The 19,073-nt window shown below is 48.7% G+C and carries 20 protein-coding genes; 2 read left to right on the forward strand and 18 right to left on the reverse strand.

The features are described 5' to 3' along the window. Nucleotides 1-19 precede the first annotated feature (19 nt). The 8 genes from VF685_RS03865 to rpe form a co-directional block, all read right to left on the reverse strand. Nucleotides 20-1,114: a catalase family protein gene (locus VF685_RS03865; RefSeq protein ID WP_180088670.1), complete on the reverse strand. Its 1,095-nt coding sequence runs from the start codon at nucleotides 1,112-1,114 to the stop codon at nucleotides 20-22. A gap of 153 nt (nucleotides 1,115-1,267) precedes the next feature. After that, on the reverse strand, nucleotides 1,268-1,924 hold the full coding sequence (locus tag VF685_RS03870; protein ID WP_016659479.1) for a nuclease-related domain-containing protein: 657 nt from the start codon (nucleotides 1,922-1,924) through the stop codon (nucleotides 1,268-1,270). A gap of 229 nt (nucleotides 1,925-2,153) precedes the next feature. Next, a complete protein-coding gene (locus tag VF685_RS03875; RefSeq protein WP_286385409.1) occupies nucleotides 2,154-2,639 on the reverse strand; it encodes a methylated-DNA--[protein]-cysteine S-methyltransferase in 486 nt (161 codons plus the stop codon). Between the two features lie 32 nt (nucleotides 2,640-2,671). After that, entirely contained in the window at nucleotides 2,672-2,989 is a 318-nt protein-coding gene (locus tag VF685_RS03880; RefSeq protein WP_168396519.1) for a DMT family transporter, read from the reverse strand. 303 nt (nucleotides 2,990-3,292) lie between these two features. Further along, nucleotides 3,293-4,276, reverse strand: a complete 984-nt coding sequence (locus VF685_RS03885) for a copper resistance protein B (protein WP_440203554.1) — start codon at nucleotides 4,274-4,276, stop codon at nucleotides 3,293-3,295. Next, nucleotides 4,263-6,077, reverse strand: coding sequence for a copper resistance system multicopper oxidase (locus tag VF685_RS03890; protein WP_440203555.1), 1,815 nt, complete (start codon nucleotides 6,075-6,077; stop codon nucleotides 4,263-4,265). The genes VF685_RS03885 and VF685_RS03890 overlap by 14 nt, the downstream gene beginning before the upstream one ends. A gap of 41 nt (nucleotides 6,078-6,118) precedes the next feature. Continuing rightward, nucleotides 6,119-6,586, reverse strand: coding sequence for a hypothetical protein (locus VF685_RS03895; protein WP_216069951.1), 468 nt, complete (start codon nucleotides 6,584-6,586; stop codon nucleotides 6,119-6,121). Nucleotides 6,587-6,993: 407 nt separating this feature from the next. Then, nucleotides 6,994-7,680, reverse strand: coding sequence for a ribulose-phosphate 3-epimerase (gene rpe, locus VF685_RS03900; RefSeq protein ID WP_075175405.1), 687 nt, complete (start codon nucleotides 7,678-7,680; stop codon nucleotides 6,994-6,996). 178 nt (nucleotides 7,681-7,858) lie between these two features. On the opposite strand from rpe, the gene VF685_RS03905 reads away from it, so the two are divergent. Then, nucleotides 7,859-8,143, forward strand: a complete 285-nt coding sequence (locus tag VF685_RS03905; protein ID WP_104472524.1) for a DUF2218 domain-containing protein — start codon at nucleotides 7,859-7,861, stop codon at nucleotides 8,141-8,143. A gap of 16 nt (nucleotides 8,144-8,159) precedes the next feature. Here VF685_RS03905 and VF685_RS03910 read toward each other — a convergent pair whose 3' ends face one another. From VF685_RS03910 to VF685_RS03950, 9 genes are all read right to left on the reverse strand, one after another. Further along, entirely contained in the window at nucleotides 8,160-9,197 is a 1,038-nt protein-coding gene (locus tag VF685_RS03910) for a M48 family metallopeptidase (RefSeq protein WP_104484568.1), read from the reverse strand. Nucleotides 9,198-9,208: 11 nt separating this feature from the next. Continuing rightward, a complete protein-coding gene (locus tag VF685_RS03915; RefSeq protein ID WP_286385414.1) occupies nucleotides 9,209-10,312 on the reverse strand; it encodes a YjgN family protein in 1,104 nt (367 codons plus the stop codon). Nucleotides 10,313-10,431: 119 nt separating this feature from the next. Further along, nucleotides 10,432-11,268, reverse strand: coding sequence for an S-formylglutathione hydrolase (fghA, locus tag VF685_RS03920; RefSeq protein WP_168391235.1), 837 nt, complete (start codon nucleotides 11,266-11,268; stop codon nucleotides 10,432-10,434). Between the two features lie 14 nt (nucleotides 11,269-11,282). Next, nucleotides 11,283-12,689 (reverse strand): C13 family peptidase, encoded by a 1,407-nt coding sequence (locus VF685_RS03925; RefSeq protein ID WP_180006995.1) that lies wholly within the window; start codon nucleotides 12,687-12,689, stop codon nucleotides 11,283-11,285. 113 nt (nucleotides 12,690-12,802) lie between these two features. Next, nucleotides 12,803-13,630: a class I SAM-dependent methyltransferase gene (locus tag VF685_RS03930; protein WP_168399290.1), complete on the reverse strand. Its 828-nt coding sequence runs from the start codon at nucleotides 13,628-13,630 to the stop codon at nucleotides 12,803-12,805. Continuing rightward, on the reverse strand, nucleotides 13,624-14,448 hold the full coding sequence (locus VF685_RS03935; RefSeq protein ID WP_156188809.1) for an undecaprenyl-diphosphate phosphatase: 825 nt from the start codon (nucleotides 14,446-14,448) through the stop codon (nucleotides 13,624-13,626). Before VF685_RS03935 ends, VF685_RS03930 begins: the two co-directional genes overlap by 7 nt. A 12-nt stretch (nucleotides 14,449-14,460) precedes the next feature. Beyond that, complete coding sequence (gene tsaB, locus VF685_RS03940) at nucleotides 14,461-15,126, reverse strand: tRNA (adenosine(37)-N6)-threonylcarbamoyltransferase complex dimerization subunit type 1 TsaB (RefSeq protein WP_104472531.1); 666 nt, start codon at nucleotides 15,124-15,126, stop codon at nucleotides 14,461-14,463. A gap of 124 nt (nucleotides 15,127-15,250) precedes the next feature. Next, entirely contained in the window at nucleotides 15,251-15,778 is a 528-nt protein-coding gene (locus VF685_RS03945; protein WP_163143421.1) for a gamma carbonic anhydrase family protein, read from the reverse strand. A gap of 12 nt (nucleotides 15,779-15,790) precedes the next feature. Then, entirely contained in the window at nucleotides 15,791-16,399 is a 609-nt protein-coding gene (locus tag VF685_RS03950; protein WP_286385419.1) for a CoA pyrophosphatase, read from the reverse strand. A 122-nt stretch (nucleotides 16,400-16,521) separates the two neighbouring features. Here VF685_RS03950 and VF685_RS03955 point away from each other — a divergent pair, with 122 nt between their 5' ends. Next, the gene (locus VF685_RS03955) at nucleotides 16,522-17,070 is read left to right on the forward strand and encodes an NUDIX hydrolase (RefSeq protein ID WP_104470910.1); all 549 of its coding nucleotides are present in this window, start codon (nucleotides 16,522-16,524) and stop codon (nucleotides 17,068-17,070) included. 70 nt (nucleotides 17,071-17,140) lie between these two features. On the opposite strand, the gene filF is transcribed toward VF685_RS03955, so the two are convergent. Beyond that, nucleotides 17,141-19,069 carry a putative pilus system protein FilF gene (filF, locus tag VF685_RS03960; protein ID WP_286385420.1) on the reverse strand — a complete coding sequence of 643 codons (1,929 nt, stop codon included), beginning with the start codon at nucleotides 19,067-19,069 and terminating at the stop codon, nucleotides 17,141-17,143. Nucleotides 19,070-19,073: the final 4 nt, after the last annotated feature.

A 19,073-nucleotide genomic window follows, 5' to 3' on the forward strand; every position in this document is an offset into this window, starting at 1 on the left:
GGCCTGAATCTGAAGCCCTTTAATCCGGCATATCATCCAGCTGCTGCGGTTCGGCTCGCGGCTGGGTATTCATCCGGTGCCGGAACGAGGCGGAACGTTCATAAGCCTGTTTACGTACCCGCATAATTGAACCCAAAGGTTGATGCGCCTGCACGCCATGCCACGGGTTAAACGACAACACATCATCGGCATAAACCCGCCGCTCCGGACTATAGCTGTCCTGTTTGGGAAAATGCAAAGTGCCAATGGTCTGATGCGCAGATTCTTCTTCCGGCCATAATACCGAGGCATCTTCAATGGGCATCCGCTCCAGGCTGGTACACAATTGCGCACGCAATACATAATCGGCGCTATGGTGCTTAAAGAAATCGCGGACCAGATCCCGGATGCTGGAGTCATGACTAATCTGCATCGGGATATTGGTCAGCTGGCGTACCGAAGTCGATTCCGGCGCCACACTGAGTTTTGCCATATAGTCGCCATAACGCAGCGCGGCCATGGTGTGATAGGTCTCGCCCAGAATATGGTTCTGACTGCGCGCCCAGCCTTTTAAAGTCACCGGCACTTCTAAACCGGCTTTATCTACCAGTGCATTTAAACTGCGCGCCATACTGCGCATGCCTTTTAACATCGGATCGGGTGCCTGTTCCGCGCGTGTCACCAGAGGCAGCATCTGCTGGTATTTACGCAGCGTGCCAAAGGCCAGCACCGGAATATTCACCATCAGGATATCCTGATTTTTACTATCACTCGGGTCATCGACCAGTAAGCGTGCGCCCGGCACATTCAGGATTTTTAAGGCAAAGCCATGCGGCACCGGCACCTGGTCACTGCGTAAATCTCCTGGTGCAGCCGATAAACGCACCATCACATCATAATGTCCAGGCTCGGCAAAAATTCCCTGCGCCAAATGTGGTGGCAACACTGGCACGGTCAAAATACCTTTCAGAAATGCATGTGATTTGGCATGCGCATCGCGGACTGCATGGCGATGCTTGTCAAACACCTGCTGTCGGGCTTGGGCCATATGCTCGATAATATCTTCAATCAAGCGGCTTTCATTCGGCTGTTCCTGTTCAACCTGCGGGGTATACGGTAGATAAGGCTCTGACATCGTGAACGCTCCTGTTCCGGCCTGAACATCTGGCAAAAATTGGCTAATATCCACCAATCTAGCAAGCTCAGAGCCAGAAAAATATAGTGCTTATTCAACAGTTCAGGAGAGTTTGGTAAGCGTAGACGACTCAGCTCAACACGATACTTGGGTTCAGTCTTGATGATGTCTGGATTTAAGCTGCGCCACATGCGCGCGCCGGGTTTGCCAGGACGGGTCCAGTACTTCTTTTTCCAGTCGTAATTGCAAACGTTTTAAGCGCATGGCGGAGATGACTTCGGTCTGGAACTCCTGTACGTAATTTACCCAGCCTGTCCCTTGAAATACCTGCTTTGGCATCTCTGTTTTAAATTCGCAGCCCGGCATAAATACCACTATTGAATGTAAATGTTCCGGCTCCAGCAGATCAGCCAGCAGATGACTCAACACCTGAGTATGTTTGTAATTCTGATGCAAGGGATTCTGGAATTTATAACTCTTTTTATAAATTTTCTGGGTCCACATTTTTTGCCGCGCACTGCCAAAAATCCAGCCCTTATAGTTTTTGCTTTCTATCACAAAGACGCCAAAAGGACTTAATAGCACATGATCAATTTGTGTGGTGCCACCATCCTGATCGGGCAAGGTCAAATCATTAAGTAAAATATAACGCTCATCCAGATGTTGCTTGGCCTGTCGCTGAACAGCCCACTCCCCGATTTTGCCTTTTAAGTCCGGCAGGAACACCCGCAGCAGGCTCAAGCCCAGCAGAACCAGCAACAGCCACCACAGCTGTGAAATCAACATACTCAAAATATTTACATCATGCATTTCGGTTTTATTTTAATGGTGATGATCTTGACCCGACTCTAGCATAAAACGGTGTTTCATTCAGGAATGATAATGCTGGTTTAATTTTCGTTATCAGGTGGATACAGAAAGATTCTATCTACCTGAAGATGTTCAATCTGGTGATCTATTTTTTAATCAACGGATGCTTACTGATTTAAGCTGTTTATTGGCCTGCACTAAGTGATGCAACACCATAAAATATCTATATTTATTTTTGTTGTTGTTCCAGTTTTAACAGAATCTCTTTATTGTCTAATCCGCCGGCAAAGCCAACCAGTTTACCGCCGCTGCCAATCACCCGATGACAGGGTGCAATAATTGAAATTGGATTTTGGCCATTGGCCGCACCGACAGCCCGTACCGCTTTGGGACTGCCGACCTGCTCAGCAATTTGCCGATAACTGCGGGTTTCGCCAAAAGGAATATTCAGCAGTGCCTGCCAAACTTTTTTCTGAAATTCTGTGCCTTCAAAATCTAAAGGCAGTTCAAAAGTCTGACGCTGGCCCTGAAAATATTCATTCAACTGTTGTTGCGCATCGAGCAAAATCGGATGATCCAGCTGCTCTACCAGCTCGGCCTGCCGGACCCGTTTGGGATTTTCATTGTCCCAGATCACGGCGACCAGCGCGCTGTCTGTGGCCACCAGTTTTAAACGCCCGACCGGAGAAGGCATATACATAAATGTAAGTTTCATCTCCTTCTCCTGTTCAGTTTAGTCTAGCTTGATTATGCCGATGAAAGTTTCATCAGCACAAGACCGGAAATAATTAACACTGCCGCCAGCATACGCATGGCCGATGCCGGCTCGCCCAGTACCAAAATACCCACCAGAAAAGAACCGACCGCGCCAATCCCGGTCCAGATGGTATAGGCCGCGCCCAGTGGCAGACTGCGCATGGCATAGGCCAGCAGGCCAAAACTGAGCACCATAAAGAAAATGGTCAGAATGCTTGGGGTAAGTTTGGTAAAACCATCTGAAAGCTTCATAAAATAAGCCCAGACAATTTCAAAAATACCGGCAAAAATTAATACGATCCAGGCCATCACGCCCTCCTCCATTATTCAGATAGAGTCAGGCCGTCCTGACGATTTTTCTTAAAGACAACGTCTTTAAGGGAGGTCGTTCCTCCAAAATTACGGTATCAGTATAGCAAAAATCCACCGCCTGCCAGTAGAACGCCGTTGAAGGGGAATAAGCTTCAGCTCAAGAGGGACTGAAAATCACAACCCAGATAAGGCGATTCAAACTTATTCACTTGAGTGAATAAATTGCTTACTGGAGCATAGGTCGTTTCTCCAGCAAGCAAAAGGATGAACCAAAGCCCATCCAGTGTATGGATAAATGCTTTAAAACTTCAACCGTAATCCGGCACCATATTGCCAGCCCTGTTCCGACTCCGTCGCATCCTGCTCAGCTGTCTGGGCCAGCCCTTTATGATAGCCATAGGCCACATCTACAAACGGCATGACTTTTTTGCTGATTTCATAACGCATCTGAAGCCCGGTCTGCAGCTGGTTTAAACCAGTTTTCTGCGCCTGTTCCGATTCATCTGAAAGTACCAGCTTGGCCTGCAAATAAGGCGCCAGAATCAGTTTCTGGGTCAGCAAAAAATCCCGCTCAGTATCCAGACTCAGCTGCACCTGCTGATCTTCGGCAAGGGACAGATAGGCCTCGGTTTCAAAGAAATACGGCGCTAGCCCATGCAGGCCAACCACACCACGCGATTGCTGTGCCGAAGTCTGATCCTCCTGCTGATAGGCTACACCAGCCTGGATATCCCAAAAATCAGAAATCATCCGGCTATATAAAACCTGTGCCTCATATTCAGCTTGTTGCGACTCGGCCTGCTGGGTATGCAGTTTGAAAAACAGCTTGTTCTCATCAGTTCCGACCCGGCTTTCCAGCTCGGACTGCCACACTCCGCGTCCACCCGCATGCTGCATCCATTTTGATTCCAGCATACTGGACTGATACCACTGCCCGCCATGCTCCTGTCGGTGATCATGCGTTGTTCCCGTTGCAGCCTTCTCCACCAGATGAGGCATGCTCATGAGCTGATGTTGCTGATGTTGCTGATGTTGCTGATGTTGCTGATGTTGCTGATGTTGCTGATGTTGCTGATGTTGCTGATGTTGCTGATGTTGCTGATGTTCAGCCTGCATCATCTGCTTGTGTTGTGCATGTTTATCGACAGATTTTACTGACGTCTGCGGTACAACTTCATGTTCTGTAGCGTGAGAAGATGGGTGCTGTGTCTGCGCCGATAACATCGGTGTCGCAAACAGCATGGCTCCCAACAAATTGAAACGGGCAAAATTAGTGATGTGCATGTGCATCTCCCGAAGACTGAACAGCAGCTGGCAGCGCAGATGGAGCTGCGGGTAATGAAGCCGTCTCCTCTGGCATCACCTGTGCCACCACTAACTTATTCATCATGCCCGAACTCATGTGATACAGCAGATGACAATGGATTGCCCATTCCCCCAGCTCATCGGCGGTCAATAACGCGCTCACGGTTTTTCCAGGCGGTACAATCAGGGTATGTTTATTTGGCAGGTCGGCAGCGGCCTGGCCATTTTCCAGCTGCATAAACATGCCATGCAAATGCATCGGATGCGCCATCATGCTGTCATTGATAAATTTCAGCCGAATCCGTTCGCCATAGGCCACCTGCAACGGTTCAGCCTCGCTAAATTTCTTGCCATTGATGGTCCAGATATAACGTTCCATCGTGCCGCCCAAACGAATCACCAGCTCTTGCACCGGCGCGCGCGTATCCGGCTGCGGCTTTAAGGCTTTTAAGTCCGCATAGCGAAGTGCTTTATGTCCGGCGGGTGTTGAGGCATTGGCCCAACCTTGAGGAACCGAACTGGCCGAAGATTTTGACTGCGCCTGCGTTGCATGCGATGAATGCACTGCAGGATGATCTTCGGCTACCGTTAAAGATTCAGTCTCTTTAATGGCAGCATGTGTCATCGATGGATGCTGCAAGGTCGAAGATGTGGATGACGCACTATGTACCGCATGTGGCGCAGTACTTTCTGCACCATGAGCAGCATGTCCCATATCTTCCATGGTCAATACCGCACGTGGTCGTGCGGTTGGCATGTGCAGTGGCGGTGGTTGCATACCCTGTTGCAATAAACTACCAATGGCAAAGCCTGAACGGTCAATTGATTCTGCTTCAATCTGGTAATGGCCGGCTTTTGGTTCCACCAGTACATCATAGGTTTCAGCCGTCCCGATTCGGAACTCATCTACAGGCACCGGCTGGACCGGCTGGCCATCAGCGCTGATGACGGTCATTTTGAGCTGCGGAATGCGTACATCAAAAAACGACATGGCCGAGGCATTAATAAAACGTAAACGCACTTTTTCATTCGGTCGGAACAGCCCGGTCCAGGCCTGTTCCGGTGTTTTGCCATTGATTAAAAACTGATAACCGGTGACATCCGACAAATCGGTTCTAAGCATACGCATCTGGTTCCACATGGAACGTTGCTGCCAGGTCTGTTTCAGGCCCTGCTGTTTCACCTGCTGCAACACCTCGGCCAGGGTTTCACGCTGGTTCTGATAATACTCGGCCGACTTTTTCAGATTATTTAAAATCGTGTCGCTGGAAGATGCGTGAAAATCGGACAGCATCACCACATAATCCCGCTCGGCCTGTTCATGCGCAGCCACAGGCTGTTTGCCTTTGGGGTAAATGACTAGCGGGCCATACAGCCCATCCTGTTCCTGACCTTTGGAATGCGCGTGATACCAGTAGGTGCCCTGCTGCCGTAGCTGAAAGCGATAAGTAAAATGTCCCTTCGGCGCAATGCCCTGAAAACCGTTAAAGCCCGGCACGCCATCCATTAAACCCGGCAATAACAGACCATGCCAGTGAATGGAAGAATCACGATTTAGAAGCTGGTTATACACATGAATCACCGCTTCATCACCTTCCTCAAATTCAAGCAAGGGAGCCGTGAATTGGCCATTCACACTTATTTTTTTGACAGTTTTTCCGGTCAGCTTGACCGGCTGCTCATCAATATACAGATGATATTCCCGGACTGCGGCCATCGCCCAGGACGATGCGCACAGACATAAGCCAAGCACGATGGCCTGACGCAATTGAATTGACATGATTTATCCTTAAAACAATAAAAAAAGAAAAGTTTTTAAAGTCAGGATAAGGTTTTCGGTGGACGCAGGATTTCCTGCCAGTAACCGGGTAAATGCTGGGCATGATAGAGATGAAAGTGCGGCTCAGACTCAAAGGTCGGGCTTGCCTGTTCCAGCACAGGGAGCGCAATCTTGAGATAGCTCAGACCCGGCTGGCAATGTAGGGGTGGACAATCCTGACAGTTTAAATGCTGCTCTGGATGATGCCCCGGCTCGCAGTCGGATAACTGTGCAGATGGACTGTCGCCGTGATGGCTTGGGTGATGCTGCTCTACAGGAGAATCTGCCTTTTCAGCATGACAAGGAGCAGGTGATGAAAGGGATGATTTCACACTGGTAATCATGGCAGAGTTGGACAGTTGCATGGCCGCATGTGCTGGTTGTACAACCGCCAGCACAAGACTGCTCCATCCCATGACAAATGCCATCAGATAGCTGAACCACACCGGTTGTCTGCGCTGTGTATGCAACAGGATTTCCTCACCCCATAAGACCAAACCCCAGCGTTGAAGCTGCTTAAAACAGCTGAACGCCTGTGCAAACCAGCATAGAGAAATTCACAGTTATACACAATACTTTAAATTTTAAATTGCTGCTGCCGGGAAGATTGTTTTGCATATCAATAAAATAATAAAGTTATTTATTGTGCAGTATAACTCTTAAGCAGAGCTGAATAAAAAAGCAGGAATTTTAGTGCTTTTGCTCAAATAAAAAGGACTCATTTGAGTCCTTTTTATACATTTTATGTCTAATTGGTAAACGATTGATGTACAACTGTTTATAAATTAATCCGGTTATCCATACTGTTATCAACATAGATATCCATAGAGTTAATCACAAAGTTATCCACAGGGCGCGGATAACTTATCCAGTTTTATTAGGTATTCACGGCACCGACTTTGGCCAGCTCGGCACGCATCTCATCAATCACAGCTTTATAATCCGGCTTGCCAAAAATCGCTGAACCGGCCACAAACATATCGGCACCGGCTTCGGCAATTTCACGGATATTGGCCGGGCCAACACCACCATCAACCTCAAGGCGAATATCACGGCCTGAAGCATCAATGATCTGACGCGCCTGACGTAATTTTTCCAGGGTCATGGGAATAAATTTCTGGCCACCAAAGCCCGGGTTCACACTCATCAATAAAATCTGGTCGACTTTATCCAGTACATAATCCAGATAATGCAGTGGTGTTGCCGGGTTAAAAACCAGACCCGCTTTGGCACCGCCCGACTTGATCAGTTGCAGCGAACGGTCAATATGGTCCGAAGCTTCCGGGTGGAAGGTAATAATATCGGCACCGGCTTCCAAGAAGTCGCCAATCATGCGATCCACCGGAGAGACCATTAAATGCACATCAATTGGCGCCTGAATCCCATAATTTTTCAGGGCCTTACATACACCTGCACCAAAGGTGAGGTTGGGTACATAGTGATTGTCCATGACATCAAAGTGGACAACATCAGCACCGGCTTCAAGCACTTTTTCTACCTCTTCCCCTAAACGGGCAAAGTCTGCAGAAAGAATAGAAGGCGCAATTAAATATGGCTTGGACATGGGAGACCCTGGCTAAGTATTTGAGTGACTGCGCCATTATAACAAATTGTCCCCGGCTCTGGGGCGGCAGATGGCCACCTGCGGCAAGATTGCAAATCTACAACGCTGTGTTGCAACACGCGGCTTTGTCTGGGCGCTCTTTTCTCTTAGGCTTAAGGCTTACTAAACAGGATTTTTCATGAAACGTTATAGTCATATTGCCACCACACAAGCGGCCCGTCTGGCCAAACGCCTGGGTAACCACTGGAAACACAAATTTGAAGTACAGGAAACAGCACAGGAACTGCGTATTTTGATGCCAAGCGCGACCATTGTGTTACAGCCACAATCTGATGCGCTCTATACCGAAATTATTGCTTTAGATGAACACACCGACCTGAACCGGCTGGAACAGGTGGTGCTGGATCATCTGCAACGCATGGGACAGGAACAGTTAAGTGCTGACTGGCAGCAGGCCGATTAAACCTACTTAGATCTGCTCATTTTACTTCGGCAGATTGCTTGGCTTCAAAGGCCTTGACTGCTTCAATACGCTCCTGCGTGGCCGGATGGCTTTGCAGAAAATCCCAGACCGACTTACCCTGCTCGCTTTCGCCGCTTTCATCTGCCAGCCGTTGTAACAGGTTGGCATAATGGATGGTTGGCACCTGCTTGTGCTGCATGGTGGTTAAGGCATAATGATCGGCTTCGGCTTCAAAATTACGCGAATAACTGGCACCTACCAAAGCCAGAGGCAGGCTGGTCATTAAATCGGAGCCATCACCGGTAATCGCAATCAGAATTACCCCAAAACCTAAACTGGCCAGCGCCTGTTGCAGACTATGCCGCTCGACCAGATGACCCTGCTCATGTGCCAGCACCCCCAGAATTTCCCGGTCATCCTGTGCCAGCTCAACCAGTTCATCGGTCAGAATAATAGTATTGTTGGGAATCGCCACCGCATTGGCACCCAACCGATTCCCTTCTCGAAACAGCAGTTTCGCCGGCCGGTCTTCTGCCACCAATGCCTGATACTGCTGTAAAATTGCCTGCTGGCGCGCCGCACTTAAACGGCTTGGACCCGTCATCTCCAGCACATAGTGTTCTGCTTCATTGCCGACACTGTTCAGGGTGGTTTCCGGTAACTGATTGGCCACCACATGCGAGGCCCACGGAATGCCCCACTTCACCGTGGCAAAGGCCAGCGCTACAATAAAAACAGTACTAAACAGAATCAGGCTGGGGGTACGCTCCAGCTTCCAGATCGACTGATAGATATTCTTTTGCTTCAGCTGAAACCAGTCCGGTAAAGGCTGCTGAAACTCCAGACGTGCATCATCCTGGAGTTCAATTACCGGCTGGATACGGCCCAACGCACCAATCAGCAGCATGTCCTGATAACGATAACGGCGCTGCAAGGCAAAGTTTTCACCATACTGGACCCAGATACTATCTGCATCAGCTGCCAATACCTGAGCAGTATAAGGCTTGGCACTCTGACCATCATAAAACACGGCTTCAACCGTCATCTGTTGCATCAGGGCTTTCCTTATAAAGACACATCAATATCAAAGATATCGCTAATTTCTTCCGCAATCGCGCTTGGATCACCCTGTAACTGGTTCATCAGCAGGTCCGGATCATTGTTTAAATGCAGGCTTAAAGACTCCACCTGATAGCGATATAAACGGATTGCCGCCCACGGCGTCATAAGGCCGAGGGTTAAAATTTTCACAATCCAGTTGCTGAGCACAATCCAGGCATAGCGCCACTGGTTGCAACTGGTCTGAAACTGGCTACGACTGAGGGTGGTATTGTTCCAGCTGGTCATAAAAATCCGCGCCAGCATTAACGGCCAGATGAATAAAGCCGCCAGCAGATAGATGCCCATAAAAATCCAGACATACTGCACCGCACTCAGACTGGAAAAATCGGCCAGCAAGGCCAGTACCAGCGCTGCCGCCCCCAGCAAGCCGATAAACAGAAACAGCGGCACATACATGGCGCGCATATAGGCCGGCCAGTCGGCCTGTAATTTAAACTGCAATTGCCCCGCATAAAGATGATCGAGGCAATAACGCTTATACAGCCAGATCAGCACCGGGAAAAATATACCCAGGGTCAAGATATACACCAGAATCCCTTTTAAAAATTCGATATAGGCTTTCTTGCTAGTGCCGGAAAAGAAAAAGCGGCTGTTACCAAATTTACTGTTACGTGCATTAAAGCGGAGGGTGGCCCGAATCAGCCAGGGTACCGCCAAATACAGAATCAGCACCCCAATCAGGGTGGCGCGTACCGAGTAGTTGGATAACAGCGAAATGGCCAGATACAGGCCAATTGCAATCAGCCGGCCAATTAAGATCTTGCTCGGCACACCGGTAAAGTCAAAACGGCGCTGGATAAATTCGGTATTGCCATAAAAATAGCGCAAGCGGCGTACTTTGGCCCACGGCGCATACAGTCCCAGCGTGACAATAATCAACAGAATATTGACAATCCAGATGCCGAAATATTCCATGGCAGTGCCATAAAAATGAAAAGGGTGGCGCTGTCCAAGCAGCTGCGGTTCAGGTGAATCAACGACAAGCGCTGGCGGCAGCTGGGTTTGTTCCTCTGCGGTAAAAGTCGGATGTATATCTTGGTTTTGCATATCAGGCCTTATAATTATTTTTTAAAATAAAGACACGGTTAAAAATTAAAAAACAAAAAATCACAGACCGCCTTCACCCTGCAACAGGTCGAAAGCGGTGTTCTGCGTGATGGATGATATTAGGATTGTAATTGGACTGCATGAAATTGCAGATGATCATCAATAAAACTTTGAATAAAGTAATAACCATGATCATAGCCGGCATGTTCACGTAAGCTCAGCGGCTGTCCGGCCTGGGCACAGGCGGCCTGGAACAGCGCCGGATTCAACTGGCTATAGAACTGATCCTGCAAGCCCTGATCAATTAAAATATCGGCAAATTGCTTGCCTTTTTGCTGGACCAGTGCAGTGGCATCATGCGCTTGCCAGCCTTGACGATCCTCACCTAAATAGGCACTAAAAGCTTTCTCGCCCCACGGGCACTGGCTTGGTGCACAAATTGGTGCAAAGGCAGAAACTGATTTAAATTTTTCCGGATATTTAAAGGCCAAGGTCAAAGCGCCATGGCCGCCCATACTGTGGCCAAAAATACCAATGCTGTCGGTTTGCACCGCAAACTGTTCACACACCAGCGCATACAGCTCTTCTGCAACAAACTGTTCCATCTGGTAATGCGCTGCCCAGGGTGCCTGGGTTGCATTAATATAAAAACCTGCCCCCTGCCCGATATCCCAGTGATCGCCCTGCGCCACCTGCTCACCGCGAGGTGAAGTGTCCGGGCTAATCAGAATAAAGCCCAACTGTGCCGCCAGACGCTGGGCATGCGCTTTAATTGCAAAAGTTTCTTCGGTACAGGTTAAACCTGCCAGGTAAAAGAGCGCCGGACAGTCCTGACCGGCCAAGGCTTGTGCCGGCAGAAAAATACCAAAACAGCTTTCCCCGTTTAAGCTGCTGGAATTAAAACGGTAAATTCGCTGTTCGCCATCAAAGCATCGATTGTTCTGTATTAATTCCATCGTCTTATCCTGTTTTAAGGGCTGTCTAAAGTTAAAGGCATTTCATTTGGCTGCGCGACCACGGCTTGTGGGAATAAACGCTGCTCCAGTTGCGGCAACATCAGCTGCATGTTCTTGCCCATCGACCATTGCGGTTCAGACGGTTCAAAACCTTGTGCCTGCTCCCATTTTGCCACGGTCAGCTTGGCCTGTGCAAAAGCCTCGGCAAAGCTGTTATTTTCACGCATGGCCTGATCAAAGAAGGCTCGGCCAAAATAGGTATAATCGGCTTCGTTGGAACAGCCGAATGAAGCGCGATCTGCGGCCGATGCGGTAATTACCAAAGTATTGTCATTTTGCAGGGCTGAAACAAAACTGCCCGAATAACAGGCCGAGATCACAATTACGCGCCAGCGGATACCGGATTTATCCAGCGCATCGCGCAGCCATTTTGGATCAACCTGTTGCAGTTCCAGCGGGGCATTTTCCATTTCAAACTGGTTCGGCAAGCCATGTGAAGTCATGTATAAAAACAGCACATCGCTTTCCGGATTCATCTGCTTACCTATACGGCGTAGCGCCAGTTCCATACTGGTGCGTGAGGCAATCGGGGTGACATTGCGCGTCATCGGGTTATTGACCAGAATCATCGAGCGGCCAAAAGTGCCAAAGCGAGTATCGAACTGTTCCCGAATCCGCTCGACTTCGGACATAAACACATCCTGATAACTGGCTCCGGCCACCCCCAGAAAATACCAGTGTGATTGCGCAAATTCGCCATACTGAATCTTCTCCAGCGCCTGATTCAGTACCTTGCTTTGTGCATAAAAGGCTTCTTCACTAAACGTCGGCGGGACCTCTTCCACCTTCCAGATTGGCTGGCTCTTGACCGACATCTGCCACACCACCAGGGTAAACAGCGTGGCCAGAACAATCAGCGCACGTTCCCACCACGGCCATTTCAGTTCACGGGAAAATACCCAAACCACGGCCAGACTCTGCCAGACAAACAGCACCATAAAAATTAGCGGCAGATAGTCATAGAACACATATGGCAATACATCAATCATGCCCAGATATTGGATCAGGCTTTGCAATAAGGCGATGTGGGTATCTAACACCAGCCACAGTAAAGCCGGCACCAGCATGAGGCGTGGATTATTAACGCGCTGGGACAGGAAAATCCCGACAATTAAGGCAATAAACGGCCACAATGCATAACTGACCAGACCTTGCGGGTTAAAATCACCGGTTTCACCGGCACTGAGCCAGCTAAATAAAGTATTGGCCAGACCGCCTAAAATACCCCAGAAAATCAGTTGCAAAATGGAAGGACGGACAATCTGTAAAGATCGGCGCGAACCAAAAAATAACCACATCCCCGCTGTTTGGTTGCTTTTAAAATCATGCCAAAAATTGATGGAGGGTTTAAAGTCGATCATAAGATTGTCGTTAGCAGTGGCTCGCTTTGTGCAGACTTAGTTTATGCCTGATGTCATAATTATCAATGCTCTTTTTTAACTATATAACAAATCTTTGCCCAGTTTTGAAGCGATTACCCGTTTACTTTGGTCGCATCCTGCTGGAAGTAAGCATCGAAGCGGCAGGCATCTCCCGTCCATTGATGATCCGGTGTTTGCCCGGCCAGATATACCGCCAGACGTGGTCGCTTAACCACCACACGTTTGGCGATTTTTTGCGCCAGCGGTAGCAAGGCATCGCCCAAATCCATTTCACCATGTTCCGGCAATAACAAATGCAGCAGCTGCATCTGCTTTTTGACTTGTGCCTGTTTTTTTACCGCCTGCTGGTTCTGGTCACGCTGTGGAAACATCGGGTCCAGATACACCACATCAACAGCCTGCCCTGCTTCTGCCTGCGCTTTTAAGTAATCAGCCGAATCAGAAAAGACCAAGTGGATGCGTGCGGCAACCTTGCTTAAAAACGGGTCCTGTAGGGCGCGCTGGTAGCTGTCTTCCAATAAACTAAACAGAATCGGATGCCGTTCTACCAGCGTTACTTCAGCACCCAGATGCGCCATCAGCAAACTGTCATGGCCCAGACCTGCAGTTGCATCAATCAGCTGCGGTTTTTCCGCCAGGTTACAGGCACGGGCCAGCATTTCTGACTTTAATGACGCGCGTTTTAAACGCGGAATTTCAGCCTGCCAGTCCGGTTGCATTTTCATGCCCAGCGCACATAGCCACAGGCCATCGGCATCAACGCAGAGCGCCATCTCCGGATGCAGTCTTAAAAAACGTGCATTCAGCTTGTCGATGACGTCAATCTGAAGGGTAACCCCACGTGAAGAAAGCACAGCCTGATAGTGCTGTGCTTTCTCAAAAAATGCGGGTTCGGTATAGCAGCGAAGTTCGCTTACCATAAGGTCCAGCCTGTATATGCAAAGAGTAAAATCAGAAGGCCTGACACAATACGATACCAGGCAAAAATCATAAAGTCGCGTTTGGCCACATACGCCACCAGCGCGCGAATTAAGATTAATGCGGAGATAAAGGAAACAATAATCCCGACGCTCAGTACGGTCCAGTCCTGCGTGGTCTGGAAGACATCATAACTTTGATATAAATCCAGCAAGCCTGCGCCAATAATCACCGGAATCCCCAAAAAGAACGAGAATTCCGTCGCCGCTTTACGCGATACGCCCAGGAACATCGCCCCAATAATGGTCGCGCCCGAACGGGAAGTGCCCGGAATTAAAGACAGTACCTGAATCAGACCAATCCAGATCGCATCTTTATAGGTCAGGTCTTCAACTTCCTGCGCCCGTACTTGAGGTGGATGTTTCTCAATCCAGATAATGATCAGACCACCAATAATCAGGCCAATGGCCACGGCGATATCATTAAACAACATCGCTTTCACGGTTTGCCCGAAAGTCAAACCAATCAGCATAATCGGCAGTGAGGCTAGAATCAGGCCAAAGCCCAGACGGCGTCCGGTTTCTTCGCCGGTGAACATGCCGGTGGCTGCGCCCCAAAGCCGGGTCCAGTATTCATAAATCACTGCTGCAATTGCCCCCATTTGAATGGCAATTACAAAAACATCACTTTTTTCTTTGGTCCAGAAGTTCATCAGTTCTGAAGCCAAAATTAAATGGCCGGTACTGGAAATTGGTAAGAATTCTGTGATTCCTTCAACAATTCCCATAATTGCCGCTTTCAGCAGCAGTAAAAAATCCATAGAAAATCCTAGTTATGATTTGCCTTGTTCTGGAATTTTTTTCCAAGCATTATCCCGTAAATACACCGGTAATGCGTATTCCGCACTGACCCATGCTTCACGTTGGGCCAATACGCGTGCAATGGTAGCAATATCTTGCGCCGTTGCACTTAAGTCTTTGTATTGTGTTTGTTCTTGTTGCAATAAGGTTGAACCTGAGCCTACCAATGGGTACTGCGCTACGGCCGCCGCATCACTATAGCCCAATAACTGTTCTTCGCTCACCGGCTGCATAATGCCTTCTGCATCTAACTGGAAACTGGCGATATAGACTTCATTCATCCGCGCATCCAGCACTGCTGTTACCGCGCTTAAACCTGCTAGCCGATAAGCCGCTTGTGCCAGTGCCTGCAAGGTCGATACCGGAATGACCGGCAGATCATGTGACCAGGCCAGTGCCTGTGCCACCGCGGCATTAATCCGCACGCCACTGAACGAGCCCGGGCCACGGCTAAAGGCCACTGCGGTTAAATCGGCAGTGGCCGTTTCGGTCTGAGCAAAACCTTGCTCAATCATCGGGAGAATGGTTTGGGTTTGTGCCTTGGCGCGCTCATCCAACTGAAAAAACAGTTCCTGCGTGTCATTTACAATCGAAACGGAACACTGCTCATTGGCAGTTTCCAATGCCAGTAACTTCATGCACAACCTTAAAATTAAATTTTAAAAACTGGCCGTTATCATACTCCACTCCTAGACACTAGGCGAGAACTTCACCGGCTTTCACACAGAAAAAAAGCCAGTTTCAAACTGGCCTTTAGGTATCTTAAAGTTCGACTTTTTCCAGTTGCTGGAAATGCTTGAAGTGCTCGGCATAATGTAAGGCGCTCAGTTTCAGGCGGGCTGCCCCTGCTTCATCCAGGGTTTTTACAATCTTGCCGGGAGAACCCATCACCACCGAATTATCCGGGATGACTTTGCCTTCCGGAATCAGCGCATTGGCGCCAATAATACAGTTTTTCCCAATCACGGCATGATTCAGCACCACCGCGTTAATACCAATCAGGCTGTTATCGCCGATGGTACAGCCATGCAACATGGCCTGATGACCGATAGTGACATAGTTACCAATCTGCATCTCAATACCCGCATCGGTATGCAGCACTGCATTTTCCTGGACATTACTAAAATCTCCAAGGCGAATCAGGCTGTTATCGCCACGCACCACCGCGCCAAACCAGATACTCACCTGCCGGCCCAGCTCGACCTGACCAATGACCGTTGCGGTTTCGGCGACCCAACCATCCCATGGTTGATGTAATGCTTTTGGGGCAATGCCCTGAAATTTATACAACATTAAAATTCCCTATTTAGATGATTTAAATCGAAACGTCGGTGAATTCAGTAAAAATGGCCATTCTTTTTGATAATCCAGCCCATACTGAAATAAAGCCACCAGCATCCGTGCAGTTAATCCCCAGACAATCTCATTTTCAACACGCATGCTGGGAAAATATAAGGACTGATGGGCATAGCGCACCTCATATGGCACCGGCGGCGCTTCCATCAGATTTTTTAAAGAGACGAAAAAAATACGGTCAATTTCGGTCGGTTGCGCTGACAGCTGCACCTCGGGTGGAATCAGGCCGACAATGGGTTTGACCAGCATGCCATTACGCGATTTTTGCATTGGCAAATCGCCAATCAGTTCCACATCAAAAGGATTCAGCGCGGTTTCTTCCTGTGCTTCGCGCAGTGCCACCACAATATTACTGGTATCCTGTGGATCGCGCTTGCCGCCCGGGAAAGACACCTCACCGGCATGGCTATTTAAATAGGCCGAGCGGCGGGTCAGCAGGACTTTCGGCTGAGCTTCATCGGTAATCGCAATCAACACGGCCGCATGCGCCTCACGCATACTTCGCGAGAAGCGTAAGCGCTGTTGCAATTCCTGTGTCAATGAATGCTCTACCATCTTTTATTATCCTGATTGCCTGACTTTCATCATAGCTGAAATTCTGGGCAAAAGGATAGAAATGATGCCAAAGTTCATTTTTTCAGTTATGCTGATCAGCAACTTTATCGTTGATGCTGAATATGAACTTTTGCGGAACGTGTGGACATAAAACAACGGAAAAAATTCCTTTAGGCGATCATCAGTTACGCCGTGTTTGCAGCCATTGTGGCAGTATTCATTATGTGAATCCGAAAGTGATTTGCGGTGCTTTGGTGCTGTGGGAAGATCAGGTGTTATTATGCCGCCGTGCCATTGAACCGCGTTATGGACTCTGGACCCTACCTGCCGGTTATATGGAACTGTTTGAAACCATGGAACAAGGCGCGGCACGTGAAACCCGTGAAGAAGCAGAAGCGGAAATCGAGATTGAGCAGCTGTACTGCATGTACAACATTCCACGGATTGGCCAGATTTATGTGCTGTTTAAAGCGCAGCTGATTGAAGGTCAATTTGGGGCGGGTGAAGAAACTATTGAATCGCGTCTGTTTAGCGAAGATGAAATTCCATGGGCAGAACTAGCCTTCCCAAGCGTGGAACATACCTTAAGACATTATTTTGAAGACCGCAAAAACCAGCATTTCCCGACTCACCTGGAAACCTTGGGTACGCGTTTGGATCATACTGGTTAACAATAAATATCCCCGCCAAGAAAAAGCCCATCCGTAGATGGGCTTTTGTATTTTAATGAATATATTGCTGTTACTGGATACGCACCTGTTCCGGGTTATAACAGTCCGCCACTTCGATGCTCACGGTTCCACCGGTGAGTTTAGCCAGTTCTTTATCGGCATCCGTAGCATTGTTGCTATCCTGATTGGTAAAAGTCTTGAGCTGCAAGGTATACAGGTTACTCCATGACACGGTATTGTTGCCGGAGAAGTCACTCAGGCTAATCCGGGTCGAGGTATGATTGACCAGATTACCCATATTCAGCCGCGCACCACCTACCACCATGGCCTGCTCGCCCTGGGTATTGTCAACCCGGGTATTCAGACCAATTACGGCACCATTCAGCTGGTTAAAGACCGGATTGGCCAGAATCATCCGCAGGGTAATCGCCTGATTGCTCAGATCGGTTGCTCCCAGCACACCAATACGATATTGCGTGACATTATTACTATCCACAATCTCTGGCGTACTGCTATCTGTAGCGACTGCACAGCTTCCCGACAGATCGGTTGCGGTCGGATTTGGGCCAATATCGGTACGGATATTGCCCTGCTCATCCAGCACAATCCCGAGTTTCATTACTGGCGCGGCATTATTGGCAAAATTGAAATTCAGGGTGGCATATAACGGGAAAATATAACGCTCACCCAAGGCCACATTTTTCGCCGAAGTAAAGATCCGGTTATCTAGGAAGTTCACCTGGAAATATTTATAGATATCCAGTGAGCCCTTAAACTGATCCGTACCAATGGTCTGGGTCCAGCGGCCATATTCTTCCGGTTTTCCTGTCGGGAACTTGGTCAGGGTTTTATAAATACCTTCGGTGCCGGCAATCATATAATCGTTATACAGTTTCCCCTGGGTCACGGTAAAATCTTCAGTCCGGTTACTGTTGATGCTAAAACGATAAGGCCCCTGGATCGTTTCATTCAGTGGATTAATCCAGTTATTTTGTGCCGCTGCGGTCATCAGTTCCGGACGGACACGTTTCAAGAAATCGGCCGTAATGGTCAATAACGGGTTTTCATTACTGGTCGACATGGTTCCACGCCACTGCATGCCATAACCGAAAGTATAACCCGAGCGATCGGTCATCAACTGGAACTGGCCAATCAGGTGTCTTAAGGTATTCGAGTTCTGTTTACAATCATCCTGATTACAGCCATATAAACCTTGTGGTAAGGTCGAACCCTCCACAGCCAGTACCGGATAGTTGGCCTGATAAGAGGCAGAGTTGGTCATATAAACCAGGTTTTTCAGCGCGTCAAAGGCCTGCGCATCACTGACGGTGCTCAAGTCAACCCAAGGACTTAACTTGCTGACATAGGCACCGGAACGGTAATCCTCCAACGTCACCGAACCCAAAATATCATCCAGCTGTTCTTTTTTTAGCGCAGAAATATAAAGTGGCTGCACATCACCGGCAATGGTCGGCCGTTCTTGGTTCTTGGAACTTTCAATTGATAAAGCCTGTAAAATACGTGTAATTGCCTGCGCCACTTGAACAGTTGAATCCGATGGGGTCAGTTCGGTTGCGGCCTGTCCGGTTAAGCCACGGGCAATATCCAGCAGGGTTAAACGCGGCAAGCTGGCACTGACCGAATTGGCCAGACCAATATCAGCTAGGCTTACTGTCCCCAGATTAATTGATTTTTCTGTTTTTTCCTGAATAAAGAAATGGACTTTATCACCGGCACTACATTTACCGGTGGCGGCATTGGTGGTTGGCGCAATCAGGGTAATATAGGTTTTGCTTGGATCACTGCTACAGGTGAAATTCAGGCCATCCACCGGATAATCCAGGGCAAACTCCACACAGTTTTGCCCGCTAACACAACTGCCATTAATTTCCGACACAATATTCGGCTCTGGAATGACATTGGCACTTTCACCACCACAGCCACTGAGTGCCATCATCAAGGCGGTACTGCTCAAGGCTAAAATATTTGATTTCTTCATCCTG

The sequence above is a fragment of the Acinetobacter sp. Brlt_5 genome (assembly GCF_051949055.1).
Taxonomy (GTDB): Bacteria; Pseudomonadota; Gammaproteobacteria; order Pseudomonadales; family Moraxellaceae; genus Acinetobacter; species Acinetobacter indicus.